Here is a 24,199-nt window from a genome sequence, read left to right as displayed (position 1 = left end):
GAAGCGTCTTTTTTATTACTTCTCCTCTAAAGCTGTCACGTCCACATGAACGCTCTCACCAGGATTAGATACATCATACACTTGAGCACTCCCCTTCTGCTCATCACAGCTCTCAATCCATACTGGTACGCCCTCATATGTAACGTCAATTCTACTTGAAGAAGATAAGATTTGTTTCACACGTTTCACATCCATACTACTATCCCTCCTTTTGCTTACTATACTCCTTTTTATTTTTTCTTTTCCTTTTAGAATATATTCCGTAAGGCAGCATATTGATTGATAGTCATTTCTTCCTAACATGCTAATATTTACTCTCTCGCTACCTTTCTGACAAATAAAAAAAGACGTATATTCTACACGTCTTTTTCCATAATATTCAAATTTTAAGAAAATAATGTTTTTACTACTGCACTTACTTTATCATTATGGATTTGATAATACACTTCTAATCCTCGTCTTTCAAAGCGTACTACTTTATTTTGCTTTAACTTCGTTAAATGTTGTGAAACAGTTGATTGTGGAATTTCTAATACTTCCTGTAGCTGTGTTACATTACATGTTCCTCTTTGCATAAGTTCCATTACTAGACGTAGACGAAGTGGGTGAGCTAACGCTCTTAACATTTGTACATCTTCTTCTGAAATACGACATTCGAATTGATTTTGGCTCATAAAGTTCCCCTCATTTTCGTTTTTATTTGCGTTTTTATGTTCTTTTTATTTATTTATATATCTGTTCTTATATTTCCTGTTACGACATAACTTTATCAACCTATAAAGCCGAAAAATTTTTCCATCTTTATCAGCAAAAATTCAGGAAAAAATCCTTGCTGATTTTGAATATTATACTATATGATATAACGAAAAAGCAAAATAATGGCCTACGAATACTTTGCTTGCAAACGTTGTTTTATCAGGCTTTTTGTTATATTTTCACCTCATTGAAATGCACAGTAACGGTATTGTAAAATACCGTCTATAATTGATAACCTATCGTAATGTAGTTGAACTATAATTAACCTCTTTGTTACGCTAAAAGGAATTTTCAGTAAAAAGAGATGATGTGATATTAAAAATTTGTTTCTTATTTTTTATTCGTATTGCAAGCGGTTGGATTGTTGTGCAAAACTTCCTATTAAATCCACTCACCGTTCCCCCCACTAGATCAAACAGGACAGATAATTGCATATATCAAACTTTATACTTAATATAAAAGACTTCATCTAATATACGCCTATAAGGAACATGCCATCTGAATAAGCAAAATAATATGCACATAGTTTATACAGCGCACTTAAATTCATTTGAGTGTGTTTTTTGTCTACTTTATGAACAAAGCTTTTCTTTTAACACTATTATGGAATAATTATACTTTTTTACGTTGACAATAGTGTTGAAGGAGAATATACTAAGCATGTAAGTTGATTGTGAATTATTTCACAAATAATGTGAATTTCTTCACATATAATAGATAGGAGTTGTCATTATTATGAGTACTTGGACACAAATTTATGACCCGTTAAACAATATTTGGTTATCTGCACTAATCGCAGCACTTCCAATCTTTTGTTTCATCATTTGTTTAATGGGATTCAAAATGAAAAGTTACATGGCTGGTCTTTATAGTGTGATTGTCGCTATTATCCTTGCAATATTTGTTTATAAAATGCCAGCAACAGTAGCTGTAGCATCTGCCGGATTCGGTGTTTTATCTGGATTTTATCCAATTTGTACTATCGTTATCGCTGCAATTTTCCTTTACAAATTAACTGTTAAAACAGAGCAATTCAATATTATTCGCGATAGTATTTCAAGCATTACAAATGATCAACGTTTACAAGTATTATTAATCGCTTATTCTTTCGGTGCTTTCTTAGAAGGCGCAGCTGGTCTAGGGGTTCCAGTTGCTATTACAGCCGCACTACTTGTAGGTATGGGCTTTAATCCATTAAAAGCAGCAGGTATTTGTTTAGTAGCTAATATTGCTGGTGGTGCTATGGGTGCTATGGGTATTCCAGTTACAGTACCAGCACAATTAACTCAACTTGACGCATTAACTATTGGTCGTCAAACTGTTCTTATTTTACCTTTCATTAGTGTTATCTTACCTTTCTTACTTGTTTCAATGGTCGATGGAATTAAAGGTATTAAAGAAACTTGGCAAGGTATTCTTGTAAGTGGTGTTTCTTTCGCTATTACTCAATTCGCTGTAACTTACTTCTTAGGCGCAGAACTTACTAATATTTTCGCAGCCGTTGTAAGTATGATTGCTCTTGCATTATTCTTACGTGTTTGGCAACCAAAATCTTCTACTAAAGAAGAAAAACAAGAAACTAAAGTATCACATACATTCAATCAAATTTTATATGCTTGGTCTCCATTCGTATTCTTAACTGCATTTGTAACAATCTTTAACTTAAAACCGATTAAAGCTTTATTTGCTCCAGATGGTGCGTTAGCAAACTTAGTATTTAACATTCAGTTCCCTGGTCTTCATAATGCTGTTATGAAAACTACACCAATTACAAAAGCTGATACACCTTTCGCAGCTGTTTTCAAATTTGATGTATTCTCTTCTACAACTACTGCGATTGTACTAGCAATTATCGTTTCACTTATCGTTTACCGCGTAAAAGGTAAAATGGTTAAGGAATTAATGATTGAAACAATGAAAGAATTAAAAGCTCCAGTATATACAATTTGTAGCGTTATCGCTTTAGCTTACGTAGAGAACTACTCTGGTATGTCATCTACACTTGGACTTGCATTCTCTTCTACTGGTAATGCATTCCCAGTTCTTTCTCCAATCTTAGGATGGATTGGCGTATTCATTACAGGTTCAGTAGTTTCAAGTGGTTCTTTATTCGCACCACTTCAAGCAGTAACAGCAGACCAGTTAAACATCGTTCCTTCTACACTCGTTGCCTTAAACGTAGTAGGTGGTACAATGGCAAAAATGGTTTCACCACAATCTGTAGCAGTTGCTTGTGCCGCAGTTGGACTAGTTGGTAAAGAATCTGCTCTATTTAAAACAGCAATGAAATACAGTTTAATCTTCTTAGCTGTTATTAGCTTACTTCAATTAAACGCTGTATTTAATATCTTTTAAAAATAAAACACCGATCCAAATGGATCGGTGTTTTTCACATTACATTTCTTTATTTTTTAATAAAGAAGCTCCAGCAATTTCAGGGTGAGTCATTTCGAATGGATCTAAAATAATATCCAATTCCTCTTCTGTCAGTACACCATGCTCTAAACATAACTCCCTAACAGATTTTCCTGTTTCAATCGCTTCACGTGCAATACGAGATGCTGCTTCATAACCAATATGAGGATTAACTGCTGTAATAATTCCAACACTTTTCTCAACATATTGCTTCAGCAATTCTTCATTTGCTGTAATTCCTTCAATACAATATTCACGGAATACACGGAATCCATTATTCATAATACTTATAGATTGAATTAAATTAAATACAAGCACAGGCTCCATTACGTTTAACTCTAATTGTCCTGCTTCTGATGCTAAGCAAATTGTATGATCGTTTCCGATTACTTGGAATGCGACTTGGTTAATCACTTCTGCCATAACTGGATTCACTTTACCTGGCATAATCGATGAACCCGGCTGACGTGCTGGCAATTGAATTTCAGCCAACCCAACACGTGGCCCAGACGCCATAATACGAAGATCGTTTGCAATTTTAGACATGTTCATCATACATACTTTAAGTGCTGCAGATACTTCTGTGTATGCATCTGTATTTTGCGTTGCATCAACTAAATGCTCTGCACCAACAAGTGGGAACCCACTAAACGTTCTTAAATGTTTTACCACCTGTTCAATATACGTAGGATTTGCATTTAATCCTGTACCAACAGCTGTCGCCCCCATATTCACTTCATATAAATGTTGACGAGACTGTTTAATTCTTTTTATATCACGCGCAAGCACTCGGCTATACGCTTCAAATTCTTGTCCAAGGCGAATTGGAACTGCATCTTGTAAATGTGTGCGTCCCATTTTAATAACGTGATCAAACTCTTTTGCTTTTTTACGAAAAGCAGAATGAAGTTCTTCCATTGTAATAAGAAGCTTTTCTAACATCATAAGAGTTGCAATATGAATTCCTGTCGGAAACGCATCGTTCGTTGATTGGGCCATGTTCACATGAGTGTTTGGGCTAATTTTCGCATACGCCCCTTTTTCATATCCCATACGTTCTAACGCTCTATTCGCAATTACTTCATTTGTATTCATATTAATAGAAGTTCCGGCTCCGCCTTGAATAGGATCCACGATAAATTGATCATGAAACTTTCCATCAACAATTTCTTGCGCTGCTTCTGCAATTTCATGTCCAATGTCTTTAGCTAAGTAACCAGTATCTATATTCGCAAGCGCCGCCGCTTTTTTCACAATTGCCATTGCTGTAATGAGTGATGGATGAATGCGATATCCTGTAATTGGGAAGTTTTCTACGGCACGTAATGTTTGTACACCATAATAAGCTGCACTTGGTACTTCTTTTTCACCTAAAAAATCTTTTTCTATACGTATATCCTTCGTTGCTATCATTTTTATCACCTATACTTTTTCATTCTAAATCCTTATCCAAAAAATCCGCCCTCTAAAAACACGAGTATCATTCAGAAGAATTTTTCAGTATCCACCTTCACTATATAGTACCTTTTTTGAAAGCGCAAACATTTATTTTTCTGCATATCCTTTTTATTAAAGTTTATAGAAAATCATTCTTCTACTTTCCTTATTTCCACTCGTTTAATTTGATGCATATCCTTTTCAAGGACTTTAAAATAAAAACCGTATTTCTCAATAACATCTCCTTCAGCAACGATTTGTTTTTGTACCATAATCCAGCCACCAATTGTATCTACATCATCAGCAATTAAATGTATGCCAAGCAAATCATTTACTTCACTAATAAGCACTTTTCCCTCTACGATTTTATAACCTTCACTTACATGCTCTATAGGTGGATTCTCATCTTCATCGTATTCATCTCGAATTTCTCCAACAATTTCTTCTAAAATATCTTCTAGTGTAACAATCCCTGCTGTACCACCATATTCATCATACAATACAGCTAATGGAATGTGTTTTCTTTGCATTTGTAATAGTAAATCATGAATTGGAATATTTTCTAGCACTTCAATAACTGGCCTTGTATATGGCATAATCGAGCACTCCTCGTCCCGATTACCATCCATATAACGAATAAATAAATCTTTTACATTAACCATCCCAATAATTTCATCTTTATCTTCACCAAATACAGGATATCTCGTGTACTTTTCTTGCGCGATTACTTTAATATGTGTTTCAAATGGTTCGTCCTCATATAAGCCTACAACTTCCGTACGAGGTACCATAATTTCTTTTGCTACTCTATTATCAAATTCAAAAATATTATTTACATATTTAAATTCCCTTTGGTTAATCTCTCCGCTCTCATAGCTCTCAGATAAGATTAACCTTAATTCTTCTTCTGAATGAGCTACTTCATGTTCAGAAGCTGGATTTAATCCAAATAAACCAGTTACAACCCTCGCTGAACCATTCAAAGCCCAAATAAACGGATACATAACTCGGTAAAAATAAATAAGTGGCTTCGATAACAATAAGCTAACTTGTTCTGCTTTTTGTATAGCAAATGTCTTTGGAGCAAGTTCCCCAATGACAACATGTAAAAATGTAATTACTGCAAAGGCAATAATAAATGAAACTGTACTGGAAATTGTAGGTGAGAATTGCAATTTTAAAAACAACGGCTCGAGTAAATGTTTAATGGTTGGTTCCCCTAACCACCCGAGCCCTAAAGCAGTAATTGTAATACCTAGCTGACAGGCCGATAAATATTCATCTAAATTTGTAGTTACCTTTTTAGCGGCCAGTGCACCTCGTCTTTTTTCGCTAACGAGTTGATCAATACGACTGCTACGTACCTTAATAATTGCAAATTCAACAGCCACAAAAAATGCTGTTAACCCAATAAGAATGACTACCATCAATAATTTTAAAATATCCACATATGCTCTTTAGCTTTCTTAGCTAAAGTTACACCTCCTTTTAAAAAGAAGTTTCACTTTAGTTTCTTCAATTATTGGAAAGCAACTCTATATAAAATCCACCAATTTTCAAACCTCATACAATTCTAAAGGTAAACCATCAGGGTCTTGGAAAAAGACGAATTTCTTCCCCGTTATTTCATCAATACGGATCGGTTCGGTCTCAACACCACATTGATTTAAATGCTTCACAGCTTCTTCTATATTTGTAACAGCAAATGCTAAATGTCTAAGACCGGCTGCTTCTGGAAAACTTTTGCGCTCAGGCGGATTTGGAAATGAAAATAATTCGATTTGATACTCTTCTCCTACACATAAATCTAATTTATAAGAATCTCGTTCCTTTCTATATACTTCATTCATTTCTTTAAACCCTAATATTCTAGTATAAAAATACTTTGACGTCTCATAATTCGAACAAATAATTGCAACGTGATGCACTCTACATATATTCATACTCTCTCTATTCCTTTCTTTACCAAAGATGCATATTCTCCCTTGAAATGAAAAACATATATAGCAGAATATCTCTTTTAGGGGGCTTACCATGAAATTCATTACTTTTTTCGTCGGACTAATTGTTGTTTTCTTGCTCGCTTATATTGCTAGCAATAATAAGAAGCATATTAAATTTAAACCAATTTTTATCATGCTTATTATACAGTTAATTTTAACCTATTTACTATTAAATACAGAAATCGGCCTCATACTTATTAGAATCATTTCCAGTTTGTTTACAAAGCTACTCGAGTATGCTGCTAATGGAATAAATTTCGTATTTGGTGGTCTTGCAAATAAAGGTGAAATGCCATTTTTCCTTACTGTATTATTACCAATCGTCTTTATTTCTGTTTTAATTGGTATATTACAACATTTCAAAATACTACCATTTTTCATTCGTTGGATCGGGTACTTTCTTAGTAAAATAAATGGTCTTGGGAAATTAGAATCTTACAACGCTATCGCCTCTGCCATTGTCGGCCAATCAGAAGTTTTTATTACAGTAAAAAAGCAATTAGCTCAAATCCCAAAACACCGTCTTTATACACTTTGTGCCTCCGCTATGTCAACCGTATCTATGTCTATCGTAGGTGCCTATATGACAATGATTGAACCTAAGTATGTAGTAACTGCACTCGTTCTCAATTTATTTAGCGGTTTTATTATCGTACTCATCATTAACCCTTACGACGTTAAAGATGACGAAGATATTTTAGAAATCAAAGGTGAAAAACAAAGCTTTTTTGAAATGCTTGGAGAATACATTCTTGATGGTTTTCGTGTAGCCATTGTTGTCGGCGCTATGCTCATCGGATTTGTTGCCTTAATTAGTTGTATTAATGACTTGTTCCTCATTATATTCGGTATTACGTTCCAACAATTAATTGGCTACGTATTTGCACCTATCGCATTCCTTATCGGTGTACCAAGTTCTGAAATTGTAGCAGCTGGCAGCATTATGGCAACGAAGCTTGTAACGAATGAATTTGTCGCAATGATGGACCTTAGTAAAATTTCTAATAGTCTTTCTCCCCGTACAGTTGGTATTATTTCTGTTTTCCTTGTATCTTTTGCCAATTTTTCTTCCATTGGTATTATTTCAGGTGCGGTAAAAGGACTAAACGAAGAACAAGGAAACGTTGTTGCGAGGTTTGGCCTTAAATTACTATATGGAGCTACTCTCGTTAGTATTTTATCTGCAATTATCGTAAGCATTATGTTGTAATTAGGTAAAATTTTATCATTTTCTTATCCCTATCTTTTGTATACAATAACGAATAGGTGTCTTATAAAGTGAAACTTTAATCAGAGTGGGGCTATCCCCACTCTGATTATTAGCCTTCACCAATCGGGTATTTACGGGCAGTTATCTCCCACCTAACTTCATTGTATTCACTGGACTTTGAGGTGGGCGTTTTACTGCTCGTTAATACGGGATAAATAATCAAGACATCTATTTTTTATACATGTACAATCGCTTTTATTTAGCGTAAAATATTTTTTATGTGTTTGAATACACTTCTAAATGTATACACTTTGATAGTTTTAAAGGAGAAAAAATGATGAAATTCGACACGAACAACAATACGCGAGCCAAAAAAGGACGCTCAAAGAAAAAACGCCTACTTTGGTTCCTTCTTATTCCATTACTAATTGTAGCACTTGGAGCAGGAGGCTACTCCTTCCATATATACAGTAAAGCAAAGTCCGTCTTAAATAATGCTTATGCTGAACTAGGTCGAGGAGATAAGTCCAGTAAACGTGAAAAAGCTGTTAAACCTATGACCGACAATATTTCCGTACTAATTATGGGTGTTGATGAAAGTGATATTAGGGAAAAAGGTTATGGAAAAGCAACTCGAACAGATGCGTTATTACTTGCAACAATTAATAAAAACGATAAATCCGTTAAACTTGTAAGCATTCCACGTGACTCACGCGTCTACATTAAATCACGTGATAAATACGATAAAATCACACATGCGCACGTATTCGGTGGTGTAGACAGCACAATTGATACGGTAGAGAACTTTTTAGATGTTCCAGTTGATTATTATGTAAAATTCAATTTTAAATCCTTTATTAAAATTGTTGATTCTCTTGGTGGCATTACTGTGGACGTTCCAGTTGAATTCACAGAGCAAAACAGTAAAGATGAAGCAGATGCAATTCATCTAAAAAAAGGACGTCAACATTTAAATGGAGAAGAGGCACTGGCACTAGCTAGAACTCGTCACATCGATAGTGATTATATGCGTGGCCAACGACAACAGCTTGTATTAGAGGCCATTGCTGAAAAGGCACTATCTCTTAATTCCATTAATAAAATCGGTGGCCTACTAGACGCTGTCGATAAAGACTTAAAAACCAATTTAACTTTTGATGATATGATGACAATTACAAAAAATTCAATGGATTCAAATTTAAAGATGGAAAAAATGCAAGTAGAAGGTACAGATAAATATATAGGTGGTATTTATTATTACGTTCCAAATGAAAAAAGCGTCGATACTATTTCAACTACCCTTCAAAAACATCTCGGTGTTACGAATAAAAATGAACATAAAAAATTATAATAAAAAGGCTGCTAGATCTTTCTAGACAGCCTTTTTATTATATTTTTCAACATATTTTTCATACACATTGTGACAAGAAGTGACAATTATTACAGCAATGTAACATTTTTTATGAAAACATTACACACGCAGTGAAAATAATAGTATACTAGTACGTACATAATGTTATTTTCATCATTTTTATACAAAAAATGTAATACATATATTTATACATAAATTTCTGGGGGGAAATAAATGAAGCTAAGTAAAATACTGATTGGTTCTGCAATTGCTGGGGGCATATTACTTTGTGTAGGCGGTGTTGGGGGATATCAATATGTATCCAAATTAAATAATCAATTAGATACTACTGCATTACCAAATACTACATTTGAAGGTATTTCTCTCGATGGAAAAAATAAGAAAGATATTCAAGCAATTATTAATCAAAGGGTAACTGAATTAGATCAAAAATCCCTTACCTACATATTCCAAAACGATAAACAAACTTACACATGGAAAGATTTAGGAGTAAATTATAAAGAGAAAGATATTATTGACAAAATCTTTAAAGAACAAGAAGGAAACGTAATGAATCGTTACAAAATGCGTAAGCAAGCTGAAAACGGTGAATTAAAACGTGACTATAAATTAACACCACAATTAAATGCAACAGCTTATGAAACCTTTATAAAAGATAAATATAATGAAACATTAAAAAATCCTGTTAATGCAGAATTAAGCATTGAAGGCTCAACAGTAAATGTTAGTCAAAGCCAAAACGGAGAAAAAATTGATAAAGGAAAACTAAACAGTTTAACAAACGAAGCTATTACTACTGGTAAATCAGATGTTACATTACCAGTTACATTCATAAAACCAGAACGCTCTACAGAAGATATACAGAAAATGGGTATTAAAGAAGTCATTGCTGAATATTCTACTCCAATGGCTGGCCGTAACGGAAATCAATCATTTAACGTAAATAAGTCAGCTAATACTTTAAGTGGGGTTATTGTGGCACCTGATGAAACATTTAGTTTTAACGGCCGCGTTGGCGTAACTGATGCTGCACATGGTTACAAATCTGCAGCAGTATATTCACAAGGTAAAGTAATACAAAGTGCAGGCGGAGGAGTTTGCCAAGTCAGTAGTACTTTATACAGCGCAGCTTTAAGGGCTGATTTAGGAATTGTTTCTCGAAGCAATCATTCTATGCCAGTAAATTATTTACCACTTGGGCAAGATGCAGCAGTAGCAGATTATGGTCCAGATTTAAAATTTAAAAATAATACAGGCAATCATATTTATATTCAAGCATTTTCAAATGGAGGTAGTATTACTACACGCATTTTCGGTACAAATACTGGTAAAAATGTTGAAGTTTCTTCTCAAGTAATTAGTAGGACTAGTGATAAAATCACAGCGGTTACGTATAAAAAAGTAACACAAAACGGGGAAGTAATATCAAATGGACAAATTTCAAAAAGCGTATATAAAAGCGCTCCAAAAGAATAGATAATATCAACCAAATAGCATAAAGAAAAAGGCGTGAGTAAATCACGCCTTTTTCTTTTGCAGTAATAGTAAAAAAGTTTCAAGATGATCTTTCGTTTCTTCTAAAGACCACATACGGTTTCCTTGCTTCGCAGCTAATACACACGCCTCTTCCCACGCGTTCTTTTTCTTCATATTTATTAATTCATCACGTAATTTCAAAACAATTTCTTCGTCTTCTTGTTCAATAAACTCTTCCATCACGCTTACTATTTCATCCTCATGAATACTTAACGTACAGTACGATTTAAGAAAGTATTGTAATGTCGTATACATAATGTACTCCCCCTTCTTATTTATCAGATGGATAAGAAGTAATAATCTTAAACCCTAATTCCCCTGACTTATCTCTTGCTAAAACAGTAACAGTTTTTACCAACTTGTCTTTTACACTCATATTTTTCTTTATTACCGTTTTTCCAACAGGGAATGAATGAGTTGTATTTATTACGAGACGAGCCTCTTTAGAATTTTTTAACCAATCTTGAATTTCCTTGTCATGTTGCTTCAAGCTATCTTTTACAGCTTTCGTCGCTGTTTCTTTATCATAGTATGTACTTGCGGCTGACACTTTATCTGTCTTCAAGCGATTCTTCAAATCCTCTTCTGACTTGCCTACATGTCTTTCAATCGTATGACCATTTTTAGGTGGTCCTTCCATTTCATCTAAAATATTATCACTAATTTTTTCTACCGATGTAGCTTGATTACCTGTCTGTTTCTCTGTTTTTTGTTCTTTTCCTGCACATCCACTTAAGATCAGCACTAATGCCAATAAACTACTGAAGAAAAGACTGCTTATTCGTTTCATCATATCACCTCTTCCATGATTATTATCGCAACTTCACTAAAAGTCAATTTCACAACGAAAAAATCTATCAGTTTTCATTTTTCCCATCTATTTTTCCATATTTACCCCAGCAATTTCATCAACCCTCTATTTTTCGCCTTTTATAATATATACCCCCTATATTTTATAATTATTTCCCGAATAAAATCACCAATAATATAATTATAAAACTCTTTTACACAAAGGTTTTTATACTGTTTTTCAAAACGATTTAAAATACCCCTATTTTTATATACCTAATACCCATATAAGGTATCAATACCCCTTCTTATCAACGTTTTTCTACATTATGTAAATTTTCCCTTGCCTATACAATCGAAATATGGTGTAATGCAAAAAAAGATAAAGGATTTTAAACAATGGCTGAAACGATTCAAAATTTCTTAACAGAATACTATTCAATCGCAATTCCACTTAGTATCTTAATTAACATCATCATTAGTCTTTTAGGTGTTATTCCTAGCATCTTTTTAACCGCCATTAATATACAGCTCTTCGGTGTAACAAATGGCACAATCATTTCGATCGCAGGTGAGGCCTTAGGGGCTATTATCTCGTTTTATATTTACCGCCTGGGCCTTCAAAAGTTCACTCACGATAAAGTAAATAAGTACCCAAAGGTAGAGCGTCTTCTTTATGTAGAAGGTAGAGAGGCCTTTCTACTCGTTCTATCGTTTCGATTGATACCTTTCATCCCATCAAGTATCGTGACTTTATTTGCAGCTCTAGGGAAAATGTCATTACTCTCCTTCAGTATTGCCAGTACAATAGGTAAAATACCGGCCTTATTGATTGAAGTATATTCGGCATACCAAGTCATGAACGGAACAAATGAAGCGAAGTGGGTTGTAACAATCGCAGGCGTTATTGGATTGTTTTATTTGTGGAAAAAATGGAGAAAAAAATAAAGAAGGAGCCTATGCTCCTTCTTTATTTTTGAGGTATTTTATTAATAACTATCTCTTAAAGTCTTAGTTTACACCAACAGCACTATATGATTGCTTAACTGCTGCTACTTCTGCAGAGCTAGCACCATATAAATCCGCTGCAGCTTGTACTAATCCAGCACGTGCTTGACTAAAAGTAGTAGATTGAGTGAAATATTGCGTATTTGCACGGTAATAGATCGCTCCTACTTTATCTTTACCAATTCCATTCACAGTAACACCGTAATGCGTACCACCATTCGCTAATAAATAAGCTGCTTTGTTAATAATACCGCTGTTTGTATGAACGCCACCATTGTCACTAGTACCAGTATAACGCTTAGAGTAGTGGTCTGGATCACCATATTTCGTTGGATCACTCATAGAGCGAAGCGCATCTCCAGCTTTACCAGGCGTATAAATATCTTCACCAATTTCCCAATCTGGGTTACGGTTATCATAATACTCTACTAATGTACCAAAAACATCTGAAATAGCTTCATTTAATGCCCCTGATTCATTTTGATAAATTAAATCTGAGCTATACTCTGTAACAGCATGCGTTAATTCGTGGCCAATTACATCAATTCCACCAGATAATGAAGTGAACGTTATACCATCACCATCTCCGTATACCATTTGTGAGCCGTTCCAGAATGCATTGTTATACTTACTTCCGTAATGAACTGTTGATTTTAATGGTGCTCCTGCATCATTAATAGAGTTTCTATTAAATGTAGCTTTATAGTAATCATATGTTTTACCTGCATAGTAATGAGCATCTACTGCCGCTGCATCATACGCTGCATTGAAAACATTATCTGCATCTACCCATAAAGTTCCTGGTAATGTAGTACGATTTTTCGCATCATATGTGAAAATCGTTGCTCCGCGCGTATTATCTTGTAAGTAGTAAGAAGATGCAGATAACGTTGTATTAAGTGACTTCGTATCTCCTAATACACCTTTACCAGTACCCACTGCATTTGTCCCTGTTACAGGCTTTACAGCCGGTTTCGCTTCTTGTTTAGGTGCCTCTTGCTTAACCGGTGATTTATCTTCATTTGTTACATGATCCAATTTATTATATTTATTTAACACTTTACCGCTGTCTGCTTCAATGAAATAGTAATAGTTTCCTGGACTTGGATCTAAGAAGTTTAGATTTACAACGTATGCATATGTTGTTTCTTCACCATTTTGATATACATATAAGTCCGCTTTTGGTTCTACCTCATATTTCGGTGTTACCCCTAAATCTTGCTGCGCAATTTCAATTGCTTTTGCGCCTTCAATCTTATTTTTATTTTTCAACTTTTCCTTTTTGTCTAAATCAGGTGCAACTGTTCCAGACAATACTTTTAAAGAGCCATCTTTACTTACGTGAGCTACTTGAGTAGAACCCCATACAGGCACTCCTTCGTAAACTTGTTGCATACGTACTACTGTTGCATCAGTTACAGCATCTTTCTTCACTTGTTTCACTTTGAAAGAATCTTGCGCACTCTTTTCCCCTAGCTTGTAATCACCTTTTGCTGCGTTTAAGTAATCAAACACAACAGATTCTGCTTTCTTACCAGTCGCTCCAGTTAGATCACCAGAAATAAACTCAGGTGACTGTACTGTCTCATTGTACTTCTTCGTAGAGAGTACATTTTTAGAATCCGCAAATGCAGAGCCTGTCCCTCCAAACGTTGTAACTGCCATTCCTGTCGCTAACACTAACGCTAAACTTTTCTTTTTCATGAACCTTCCCCCTAATAAATTTTTTTTGAAAAAGAGTAGTTTTATATTAGCATTATGTTTTCACTATTAATATACTAAAAATTCAATTAATTTATTTCTCAAGTTTTGTAGAATTTTGAGGAACAAATATTGAAAAACCCCTTTCCTGTTGGAAAGGGGGGGAGATTATAAATTAACTTGTTCAACAGTTTTAGCTTGTTGACCAACAATATCAGGTTTACTGCTATATTGATGTATTCCTCCAGCAACTGTAAGAGTCACTATAAACGCCAATACTCCAAATACCATCTTTTTCATTTTTATTCCTCCTTATTATCATTCATTAAATCAATAACTAACCTATAGTATCGATTACTTTCTTCAAATCTCGATAAACTGGAAAAATGTTCTGCTAGTTCAACGTATACTTTCTTTAATTCTATTTTATTTCCTGCAGATTTATACAACGGGATAGCCTCATTTTCCAAAAATGCTTTATAATCTTTTGCTTCTTCAAAATATTTATATCTAAGCATTAAAAGCAAATATAATTTTGCATTAAATCTCTCTTCCTGTTTTGCTGCATCAATTCCCTTATCAATTAATGTCCTTGCCTCTTCCAACTCTTCTAATTTAATGCATACTAATGCCATTTCGTATATTGTATCTAAATAGTTTAAATCTATTTGTTTTTGAAGTTGTAGACTATCTAAATAATATTTTTTCGCTTGCTGATATTTGCCTTTTTTATAATAGATACTTCCCATATTACTTAAAGTAATAGCTAATAGTACATCCTTATCAGCAAAAGATGTGGCCTCTCTCAATATACTCTCATACATTTTTAAAGCTTCTTCATACTGACCTTTTTCTGTATAACTTACCGCAATAAGGATTTGGCAATTAATTATGTTTCTAAACTTATATTCACTACGAAATCCTTCTAATGCCATATTTACAAAATGAATTGCAAGATGATGAATATCTAAATGAGTATATGCAAGCGCTATATTATAATACAAGCCTGTTTCATGATACCCCTGTTCTTTGGCCATTACTTCTGTTTTTAATAAGTAATCTAGCCCATCCTTCCATCTATACTGTAAACAGCACAATAATCCTCTACTGTACATATATAACAACTTCTGAAATGGAGAATATTTTTTATATACCTTCTTCAACTTATCTAATTCTTCTTCGAGCGCAGAAATATCCCTTTTCATAATTAAATAACGTGTATACAGCAGTTTATAATAATTTATAATTTCAAAATCCAACACATGCTTCATTTCACCTTGCAACTCTTCATATATACGTTCTACTTGTTGCTTGTCCAAATGAACTAGTGCATTCAACCATTCATCCAGCTTCCCCTTTACATCTTCTTCTACATCTCTCAAATCCGTCACAGCAATTTCTAGTCTTGTGCAGAGCAATTGTAGAATTTCTTCTGATGCTTCAATCTTTCCATTTTCAATCTTACTTAAGTATGAGACAGAACAAATGCCCTGACATAATTCTTCTTGTGTCATTTTTTGCTGTAGCCGTTTATAAAAGACTTGTTTGCCTATTTTTTCTAATGTGTGTTGCATTGTCCTCCTCCATTCTCATTACCCCCATTACTCTAATAATACATAAAATCTGGAGAAATATAAATTGATAAATATAAATTTTCTAAAAAATATGCATAATTTCATTTTTTTCTCTCTTGACTTCACATCAATATCTCTTCTTTGCTACGAATGGTGAAAAATTGGTATACTATAACCAAATTATGGAGGTGTTCTCGCGATGACTCATTATAAAGACGATAGTTATGCCTTACATACAGACCTATATCAAATCAACATGGCTTATACATATTGGAAAGATGGTATTCATAATCGCCGTTCTGTTTTTGATTTATATTTTCGAAAGCTTCCATTTGAGAACGGTTACGCTGTTTTTGCTGGCCTTGAGAAAATTGTAGAGTACATAGAAAATTTCAGTTTTACTGAAAGCGATATAGCTTATTTAGCAGAATTACAATTTGAAGAAGAATTCCTTCATTATTTACAAAATATGAAATTCACTGGGACGATTCGCAGTATGCAAGAAGGTGAAGTTGTATTTAATAACGAGCCTTTATTACGTGTTGATGCACCACTTGGTGAAGCACAAATTATTGAGACTGCCCTCTTAAATATTGTGAATTACCAAACATTAATTGCAACAAAAGCAGCACGTATGAAACACGCTGCAAGTAATGATGAGCTTTTAGAGTTCGGCACAAGACGTGCCCATGAGTTCGATGCTGCCCTTTGGGGGACACGTGCTGCCTTTATTGGTGGTTTCTCCTCTACAAGCAACGTTCGTGCTGGGAAACGCTTTGGGATCCCTGTAGCTGGCACACACGCTCACTCTTTCGTTCAAGCATATCGCGATGAATACGTCGCGTTTAAAAAATACGCTGAAACTCATAAAAAGTGCGTCTTTCTCGTTGATACATATGACACATTGAAATCTGGTGTTCCAAATGCGATTCGTGTTGCAAAAGAATTTGGGAATCGTATTGATTTCTATGGCATACGTCTTGATAGTGGTGATATGGCTTATTTATCAAAAAAGGCACGAAAACTATTAGATGAAGCAGGGTTTACAAATACAAAAATTATCGCTTCTAGCGATTTAGATGAATACACAATTATGCACCTTAAATCTCAAGGAGCAAAAATTGACGTATGGGGTGTTGGGACGAAATTAATTACGTCCTTTGAGCAACCTGCATTGGGGGCTGTTTACAAACTAGTTGCGATTGAAGATACTGACGGAAAATTAAATGATACGATTAAAATTTCATCTAACCCTGAAAAAATTACCACTCCAGGACTGAAACGAATTTATCGTATTATCAATCGGGTAAACGATCATGCAGAAGGCGATTATATTGCGTTAGATTCTGAAGAACCTGGAAAAGAAGAGCGCTTAAAAATGTTCCATCCAGTTCACACATATATAAGTAAATTCGTAACAAACTTTGAAGCCCGTGAACTGCATAAAGACATTTTCGTTAACGGTGAAAGAACATATGAACTACCAAGTATATTAGATATTCAAAAATATAATGAACAGAGTCTCTCTCTATTTTGGGAAGAATATATGCGAACTTTAAACCCTGAAGAATACCCTGTCGATTTAAGCCAAGAGTGCTGGGATCATAAAATGAATTACATTCAAACAGTTCGAGAACAAGTTGAAAAAAACATACAAAAGTAAACAGAGAAGTTTCCCCTTCTCTGTTTTTTCAATACTATATGGATATTTGTAAAAAATATATTAAAATAATAAGACGAATGTATTTTATTTTTAAATTTTAATATCACGCTATTTAAAAGTAAAATAATATTTGGTATTATTTTATTGAGTCAATTTCAACAAAATCACCAATAAAAAAAAGGACGCGGGTCGCGTCCTCTTTTTTATAAATCTTTCACTCTTAATACACGCATTGCATTTAACACTGCAAGTAGTGTCACACCAACATCTGAGAAAACAGCTTCCCACATTGTTGCAATACCAAAAGCACCAAGTAATAACACGATCCCTTTTACACCTAGAGCAAAGATGATATTTTGCCACACTATACTTCTTGTACGTTTTGCAATTTTTACAGCTGTCGCAATTTTTGAAGGCTCATCAGTCATAATAACAATGTCTGCCGCTTCAATTGCTGCATCTGATCCTAAACCACCCATCGCAATACCAACGTCTGCACGGGCTAATACTGGTGTATCGTTAATACCGTCACCAACGAAGGCAATTTTTTCTTTTCCGTGCTTCGCTGCATCAATTTTTTCAATCTCTTCTACTTTTTGTTGCGGTAGTAATTCCGCATGAACTTCATCTAAGCCTAATTCTTTACCGACAGCTTCACCAACTGGTTTTGCATCACCAGTTAACATTACTGTCTTTTTAATACCTAGTTCTTTTAACTTTTGAATCGCTTGTTTCGAATCCTCTTTTACCTCATCAGAGATAACAATATAACCTGCATATCTTCCATCTACAGCAACGTGAACTAATGTACCTACTGTTTCTGGTTGCTTAAATTCAATATTTTCTTTTCTCATTAATTTTGCATTACCTGCAAAAATTTCTTTTCCTTGTACTTTTACGACTGTACCGTGACCAGAAATTTCGTTATAATCATCGATTATTTTTTCATCAATTGATTTTCCATATGCCTTTCGAATAGATTGGGCAATTGGATGGTTAGAATATACTTCAGCAAATGCCGCATACTCTAATAACTCTTCACTTGTAGTACCTTCACTCGGTTCCATTTTTGTAACTTTGAAAACACCTTTTGTTAATGTTCCTGTTTTGTCAAAAACAATATATTTTACATCATTTAAAGCTTCTAAATAGTTACTACCTTTTACTAACACACCACTTTTAGATGCACCACCGATACCTCCAAAGAATCCAAGAGGAATGGATACAACTAACGCACATGGACAAGAGATTACTAAGAACACTAAAGCTCTATAAATCCACTCAGAGAATGTAGCTCCTTCTAAAATAAGTGGTGGAATAAACGCCATGATCGCCGCTGTAATAACTACAACTGGAGTGTAGTAACGTGCAAACTTCGTAATAAAGTTTTCCGTTGGTGCTTTTTTACTGCTTGCATTTTGAACTAAATCTAAAATTTTTGATACAGTGGATTCACCGAATTCTTTTGTAACTTCAATTGTCAACACACCATTTTGGTTCACAAAGCCACTTAATACATCATTTCCAACTTCTACTTCACGTGGTACAGATTCACCTGTTAATGCTGAAGTATCTACCATTGATGTTCCTTCAATTACTTTTCCGTCTAACGGCACTTTCTCACCTGGCTTAACGATAATATAATCGCCAATTTTTACATCTTCTGGTGATACTTGCTTCGTTTCATTTCCAACCTTTACATTCGCATAATCAGGACGAATATCCATTAATGAAGTAATTGATTTTCGGGAGCGGTTTACCGCAATACTTTGGAATAGTTCTCCTACTTGATAAAATAGCATTACTGCTACAGCTTCAGAATATTGTTGAATTGCAAAAGCTCCTACAGTTGCAATTGCCATTAAGAAGTTTTCATCAAATACTTGGCCACGAGTTATGTTTCTTATCGCTCTCCAAACGATATCTCCACCTATTAATAAATAAGCAAGGACAAATAACGGAATTGTTACCATTTGTGGTAAGCCCGCTAATGCAGCAATTGCTGTCAAAATTCCGCCGACCACTAATCTCCCTACCATCTTTTTCACATTTGCTTCACCATGATCGTGACTATGTCCGTGGTCATGACCGTTCTTCTCTTCACGAACAACTTTCACATCTGGTTCTAACTTTTGAACGACATTTGTTATATTTGCTACAGTCGCTTCTAGTTCTCTTTTATTCGCAACTTCTACTCGTAATTTCTTCGATACGAAATCAACAGTTGCTTCTGAGACAGCTGGCATTTCCTTCACTTTATTTTCAATTTTCATTGCACAGTTCGCGCAATCTAAACCTTCTAATATAAATACTTCTTTAGCAATTTTATTTTTTTGTTCTTCTTGAACTTTAATATGCGGTTCTAATTTTGTAACGAGTTGTTTTGCTTCCGTAACAACTTCGTTTTCTTTATTTTGTGCTGTTTCTAAGATCATTGTCTTTGTTGCGAAGTTTACAGAACAAGAATTTACCCCTTCTATATTCCCAACACCTTTTTCAATTTTCATTGCACAGTTCGCACAATCTAAACCTTCTAACATCAGTTTCTTTTTCACCAATGCTTCAGCCATCGTTCTCCCTCCTCGCGTTCTTTTATTCTTCTTCGTTTACGTGTTCAAACGCTTGCTCGAAGATATGAATTACGTGCTGGTCAGCTAACGAATAATAAACAACCTTTCCTTCTTTACGATTCTTCACAAGTTTCGCTTGCTTTAACACACGAAGCTGATGCGAAATAGATGATTGTGTCATTCCTAATAAATAAGCTAAATCACAAACGCACATTTCAGCTTCAAATAGCGCATGTAATATTCTCGTACGTGTACGGTCACCTAATACTTTAAATAGTTCTGCTACTTTACTTAAACTTTCATCAGTTGGAATTGTTTGTTTTACTTGCTCTACAACTTCTTCATGAATTATCGTTTGAGAACATGTCTCTTGTGGTGTTTCTACTTTATTTCCAGCCATTATAGCTCACCTCTTTAATTGAACATATGAACAATCATTCATATATCTTATACTCTTATTATATGAGCGCCTACTCATATGTGTCAACGAAATCTGAATTTTTTTTATGAACATTCCGTTCACATTTTAATAAGTCGTATACATATTTTCCGCACCCTCTATATTCTCATACAAAAAAAGGATGTACAATTCGCGCACCCCTTTTTACTTACTTTTCATTTTTTACCGCATCCACAATTAAAGAAACAAATCCTAACTGATTATCCCGATTTCTATGGTCAAAACGTTTCGAACGATAAATAAATCCATCTTTCTCATTCCAATCATTATAGTGAAACTTACCATTCTCATCACAGTATTCTAAGAGCATCACTTGAAAACCTGCTGATTCAAACATGGACGTGATTGTTTTATAGTTATGAACAATTTTATGGCTTGCTGCAGGATGATCTAATGGACCAGGTCCACCTACTTGTACCCCTTGCTGATATTCTTCATCTGGAAAAAATGCATCTGGTACTGCACAACGAATATATCCATTCTCTATTAAAAACTCATAACAAATTTTTGCAGCTTCAATTCCTTCTTCATATGATAAATGCTCCCATACATGTTCTGCCAAAATTACTGATAAAGAATTAGGTTGAAATTTATCAAGCCAAGTTTCTCTCCGTAATAAATTTAATTCTTCTTCATTCGTATGTAACCAACCAGGGTTATTATTATAACCCTCTGCTCCAACAACAACTTTTGTTTCTTCCATTTTGCCCCCACCCTTTTTTCATATTCCGACATAAAAATTCAACAAAGTAATATACATCCCCTTTATTTCAACAAAAGAAAAAGCCTTGCGCGCTCCCTAGACGCACAAGGCTTACTATACTTATATCCCTTTTAATTAGCTTGTTCTAAATTATCCTGCGAACTTCCATCGTCTTTTAAATGACTATGTTTTTTCGAATAAACAAAGTATACAACTACTCCAATTGCTAACCAAGCACCGAAGTACATCCATGTTTTTAATGGTAGATTTACCATTAAGAATAGACAACATGCAATCGAAATAATCGGCAAGATCGGTACAAGTGGTACCATAAATCCACGTTGTAATTTTGGATGTGTTTTACGAAGAATAATAACTGACACACCAACCATCGCAAATGTTAACAACGCTCCAATATTCGCTAAATTCGACAATTCTTTTAAATCGATAAATCCAGCAATTAAAGCACTACCAATTCCTGTTAACCAAACTGTAAATGTTGGCGCTTCTGTCTTTTTATTAATTTTCGCGAAAGATTCTGGCAATAAACCGTCACGGCTCATCGCGAAGAATACACGTGTCGTTGCATAAATGTAAGCAAAAATTACTGCCATAATACCAATTACAGCTCCAATTGCGATTATACCAGCTACTTTATCTTGTCCTACAACTTCTAACACATATGCCATAGCTTCTGGTACATCTAATTCTTTATAAGAAACCATCCCCGTCATAACGAGACAAACTACAACATAAATGATTGTACAAATGACTAACGAAGCGATAATACCAATCGGTAGATCACGTTGCGGATTTTTTACCTCTTCAGCAGAAGTTGCTAATGCATCAAATCCTAAGAAAGCAAAGAATACTGCTGCTCCCCCCGCGAAAACTCCACTTAAACCGTACGGTGCAAATGGTATCCAGTTTTCTGGTTTCACGTAGAATACACCAACTGCAATGAATAAAACAACGATACCAATTTTAATTAATACCATTATGTTATTCACGCGTTTACTTTCTTTCGTACCTCTTGATAATAACCAAGTTATAACTAATGTAACGATAACTGCTGGTAAATTCACCATACCACCTTGAGACGGAATCGTTAGCAGTGCTTTTGGAATTTCAAGCCCTAATCCACTCACTAAGTTATGGAAGTAACCAGTCCATCCGCCAGCTACTGCGGCAGTCGTTACAACATATACGGATAGTAATGTCCATCCCATTAAATGAGCTACAAACTCGCCAATTGTTGCATATGAGTATGTGTACACACTACCTGAAACAGGAAGTGTAGAAGCAACCTCTGCGTAACATAATGCTGCAAATCCACAAACGATGGCTGCAATCATGAATGAAAAAATAACTGCTGGACCAGCATCTCTTGCTGCTACTAATCCAGTTAATACTAGAACTCCTGTACCAATTATCGCACCAATCCCTAGCATTGTTAGGTCAAATGCCCCTAGCGTTTTCGTCAAAGTTTTACTTTTACTTTCCCCTAACAATTGCGTAACGGATTTCTTTTTAAATAGGTTGGCCACGATGTATGCCCCCTTTTGCCAAGAAGAGCTAAGAGATCTTCACTCTTAGCTCTTATCATGTTGTTTTATATATTGTTCGATTTTGTTTTGTATAATGCTTCTATTAGCAAGATACTGTTTCTGCTTCTAATAATTCTTTAGCACCTTTGTACTCTACACCGTGAGCTTCTGCAACTGCTTCAAATGTTACATAGCCATCTAATGTGTTAATACCTTTTAATAGTGCAGTGTTGCCTAGGCAAGCTTCTTTGTAGCCTTTGTTAGCAATTTGTACTGCATATGGTACTGTTACGTTTGTTAATGCAAGAGTTGATGTACGTGGAACCGCACCTGGCATGTTTGCAACTGCATAATGAACAACGCCGTGTTTTTCATAAGTTGGGTTATCATGAGTTGTAATACGATCAGTTGTTTCGAAAATACCACCTTGGTCAATCGCGATATCTACAACAACAGAACCTGGTTCCATTGATTTAATCATTTCTTCTGTTACAAGTTTTGGAGCTTTTGCACCTGGGATTAATACTGCACCGATTACAAGATCAGACTCTTTAACAGCTTCTGCAATATTGTAAGGATTAGACATTAAAGTTTTTACTTGGTTTCCGAAAATGTCATCTAATTGACGAAGACGTTCTGCGCTTAAGTCGATGATTGTTACATCCGCACCTAGTCCAACTGCAATTTTAGCAGCATTTGTACCAGCTTGTCCACCACCGATGATTGTTACTTTACCACGTTTAACCCCTGGAACACCTGCAAGTAAGATACCTTTACCGCCTTTGTTTTTCTCAAGGAATTGTGCACCAATTTGTGCAGCCATACGACCAGCTACTTCACTCATAGGTGCAAGTAATGGTAATGAACGATTTTCTAATTGTACTGTTTCATATGCAATAGAAACAACTTTTTTCTCGATTAAAGCTTTTGTTAATTCTGGCTCTGGAGCTAAGTGTAAGTATGTGAATAAGATTAAGCCTTCACTGAAGTGTTTGTATTCGCTTTCAATTGGTTCTTTAACTTTCATAACCATTTCCATGTTCCAAGCTTCTTCAGCTGTATCAACAATTTTTGCTCCCGCTTCAACATACTGAGCGTCTGTGAAACCAGACCCTAAACCTGCACCCTTTTGAATGAATACTTCGTGATTGTTACGAATTAAATGTACAACACCTGCTGGTGTCATTGCCACACGGTTTTCGTTGTTTTTAATTTCTGCTGGTACCCCAATACGCATAATGAAATGCCCCCTTATAATTAACAGAAAAAAGAGATTCTTTTTTCTTTTTGTAATAATTAATAACTTATGTCCTTATTCTAGCATAACTTAAAAGTTATGAAAACGCTAACATACCATTTTTATAAAGTTTATATATTTAGAATAGTGTAAATATATAAAACATTGATTCTATTGGGGGTTTCGTGACATTTCATTATCTATCACTCTATTTTTAT

The 24,199-nt window shown here is 34.7% G+C and carries 21 protein-coding genes; 6 read left to right on the top strand and 15 right to left on the bottom strand.

All coding sequences use genetic code 11. The annotated features are described in order from the left end of the window. Positions 1-15 precede the first annotated feature (15 nt). Together EBQ15_RS23670 and EBQ15_RS23665 are read right to left on the bottom strand one after the other, a co-directional pair. Positions 16-195 (bottom strand): acid-soluble spore protein H, encoded by a 180-nt coding sequence (locus EBQ15_RS23670; RefSeq protein WP_000382679.1) that lies wholly within the window; start codon positions 193-195, stop codon positions 16-18. 191 nt (positions 196-386) lie between these two features. After that, the gene (locus EBQ15_RS23665) at positions 387-674 is read right to left on the bottom strand and encodes an ArsR/SmtB family transcription factor (RefSeq protein WP_000081428.1); all 288 of its coding nucleotides are present in this window, start codon (positions 672-674) and stop codon (positions 387-389) included. An 817-nt stretch (positions 675-1,491) separates the two neighbouring features. On the opposite strand from EBQ15_RS23665, the gene EBQ15_RS23660 reads away from it, so the two are divergent. Then, positions 1,492-3,111, top strand: a complete 1,620-nt coding sequence (locus tag EBQ15_RS23660; protein WP_000109101.1) for an L-lactate permease — start codon at positions 1,492-1,494, stop codon at positions 3,109-3,111. Positions 3,112-3,150: 39 nt separating this feature from the next. Here the strand turns inward: EBQ15_RS23660 and aspA are convergent, their stop codons facing one another. The 3 genes from aspA to gloA2 form a co-directional block, all read right to left on the bottom strand. After that, a complete protein-coding gene (aspA, locus tag EBQ15_RS23655; protein ID WP_000562129.1) occupies positions 3,151-4,584 on the bottom strand; it encodes an aspartate ammonia-lyase in 1,434 nt (477 codons plus the stop codon). Positions 4,585-4,757: 173 nt separating this feature from the next. After that, positions 4,758-6,056 carry a hemolysin family protein gene (locus tag EBQ15_RS23650; RefSeq protein WP_000353325.1) on the bottom strand — a complete coding sequence of 433 codons (1,299 nt, stop codon included), beginning with the start codon at positions 6,054-6,056 and terminating at the stop codon, positions 4,758-4,760. A 108-nt stretch (positions 6,057-6,164) separates the two neighbouring features. Beyond that, positions 6,165-6,551 (bottom strand): SMU1112c/YaeR family gloxylase I-like metalloprotein, encoded by a 387-nt coding sequence (gene gloA2 / locus EBQ15_RS23645; protein ID WP_001017685.1) that lies wholly within the window; start codon positions 6,549-6,551, stop codon positions 6,165-6,167. Positions 6,552-6,642: 91 nt separating this feature from the next. Between gloA2 and EBQ15_RS23640 the strand changes: the two genes are divergently transcribed. The 3 genes from EBQ15_RS23640 (at position 6,643) to EBQ15_RS23625 (ending at position 10,669) form a co-directional block, all read left to right on the top strand. Beyond that, positions 6,643-7,821: a NupC/NupG family nucleoside CNT transporter gene (locus EBQ15_RS23640; RefSeq protein ID WP_000668870.1), complete on the top strand. Its 1,179-nt coding sequence runs from the start codon at positions 6,643-6,645 to the stop codon at positions 7,819-7,821. Between the two features lie 334 nt (positions 7,822-8,155). Next, complete coding sequence (locus EBQ15_RS23630) at positions 8,156-9,172, top strand: LCP family protein (RefSeq protein WP_033682764.1); 1,017 nt, start codon at positions 8,156-8,158, stop codon at positions 9,170-9,172. 234 nt (positions 9,173-9,406) lie between these two features. Beyond that, the gene (locus EBQ15_RS23625; RefSeq protein WP_000777362.1) at positions 9,407-10,669 is read left to right on the top strand and encodes a VanW family protein; all 1,263 of its coding nucleotides are present in this window, start codon (positions 9,407-9,409) and stop codon (positions 10,667-10,669) included. Between the two features lie 42 nt (positions 10,670-10,711). On the opposite strand, the gene EBQ15_RS23620 is transcribed toward EBQ15_RS23625, so the two are convergent. Both EBQ15_RS23620 and EBQ15_RS23615 read right to left on the bottom strand, forming a co-directional pair. After that, a complete protein-coding gene (locus EBQ15_RS23620; RefSeq protein WP_000288803.1) occupies positions 10,712-10,984 on the bottom strand; it encodes a hypothetical protein in 273 nt (90 codons plus the stop codon). A 16-nt stretch (positions 10,985-11,000) separates the two neighbouring features. Then, positions 11,001-11,519 (bottom strand): RNase A-like domain-containing lipoprotein, encoded by a 519-nt coding sequence (locus EBQ15_RS23615; protein WP_000822699.1) that lies wholly within the window; start codon positions 11,517-11,519, stop codon positions 11,001-11,003. 398 nt (positions 11,520-11,917) lie between these two features. Here EBQ15_RS23615 and EBQ15_RS23610 point away from each other — a divergent pair, with 398 nt between their 5' ends. Continuing rightward, positions 11,918-12,466, top strand: coding sequence for a TVP38/TMEM64 family protein (locus EBQ15_RS23610; RefSeq protein WP_000852232.1), 549 nt, complete (start codon positions 11,918-11,920; stop codon positions 12,464-12,466). Positions 12,467-12,529: 63 nt separating this feature from the next. Here the strand turns inward: EBQ15_RS23610 and EBQ15_RS23605 are convergent, their stop codons facing one another. The 3 genes from EBQ15_RS23605 to EBQ15_RS23600 form a co-directional block, all read right to left on the bottom strand. Beyond that, on the bottom strand, positions 12,530-14,230 hold the full coding sequence (locus EBQ15_RS23605) for a M4 family metallopeptidase (protein ID WP_000730370.1): 1,701 nt from the start codon (positions 14,228-14,230) through the stop codon (positions 12,530-12,532). Between the two features lie 165 nt (positions 14,231-14,395). Further along, positions 14,396-14,527: a quorum-signaling peptide NprX gene (gene nprX, locus EBQ15_RS31290; protein WP_016112135.1), complete on the bottom strand. Its 132-nt coding sequence runs from the start codon at positions 14,525-14,527 to the stop codon at positions 14,396-14,398. A gap of 2 nt (positions 14,528-14,529) precedes the next feature. Next, complete coding sequence (locus EBQ15_RS23600; protein ID WP_001164881.1) at positions 14,530-15,801, bottom strand: tetratricopeptide repeat protein; 1,272 nt, start codon at positions 15,799-15,801, stop codon at positions 14,530-14,532. Positions 15,802-16,000: 199 nt separating this feature from the next. On the opposite strand from EBQ15_RS23600, the gene EBQ15_RS23595 reads away from it, so the two are divergent. Next, complete coding sequence (locus EBQ15_RS23595) at positions 16,001-17,464, top strand: nicotinate phosphoribosyltransferase (RefSeq protein WP_000150192.1); 1,464 nt, start codon at positions 16,001-16,003, stop codon at positions 17,462-17,464. Positions 17,465-17,667: 203 nt separating this feature from the next. On the opposite strand, the gene EBQ15_RS23590 is transcribed toward EBQ15_RS23595, so the two are convergent. The 5 genes from EBQ15_RS23590 to ald form a co-directional block, all read right to left on the bottom strand. Beyond that, on the bottom strand, positions 17,668-20,034 hold the full coding sequence (locus tag EBQ15_RS23590) for a heavy metal translocating P-type ATPase (protein WP_000796559.1): 2,367 nt from the start codon (positions 20,032-20,034) through the stop codon (positions 17,668-17,670). 22 nt (positions 20,035-20,056) lie between these two features. Next, a complete protein-coding gene (locus tag EBQ15_RS23585; protein WP_000918378.1) occupies positions 20,057-20,434 on the bottom strand; it encodes an ArsR/SmtB family transcription factor in 378 nt (125 codons plus the stop codon). 208 nt (positions 20,435-20,642) lie between these two features. Next, positions 20,643-21,197 (bottom strand): class I SAM-dependent methyltransferase, encoded by a 555-nt coding sequence (locus tag EBQ15_RS23580; RefSeq protein WP_000393176.1) that lies wholly within the window; start codon positions 21,195-21,197, stop codon positions 20,643-20,645. 131 nt (positions 21,198-21,328) lie between these two features. Beyond that, complete coding sequence (locus EBQ15_RS23575; RefSeq protein ID WP_001284890.1) at positions 21,329-22,744, bottom strand: amino acid permease; 1,416 nt, start codon at positions 22,742-22,744, stop codon at positions 21,329-21,331. Between the two features lie 103 nt (positions 22,745-22,847). Next, on the bottom strand, positions 22,848-23,981 hold the full coding sequence (gene ald / locus EBQ15_RS23570) for an alanine dehydrogenase (protein ID WP_001219744.1): 1,134 nt from the start codon (positions 23,979-23,981) through the stop codon (positions 22,848-22,850). Positions 23,982-24,199: the final 218 nt, after the last annotated feature.

This window comes from Bacillus sp. 2D03, assembly GCF_003946765.1.
GTDB classification, from domain to species: Bacteria; Bacillota; Bacilli; order Bacillales; family Bacillaceae_G; genus Bacillus_A; species Bacillus_A cereus.
Note: the sequence above shows the minus strand (reverse complement) of the source record. Positions and strands in the feature narration are given on the sequence as shown.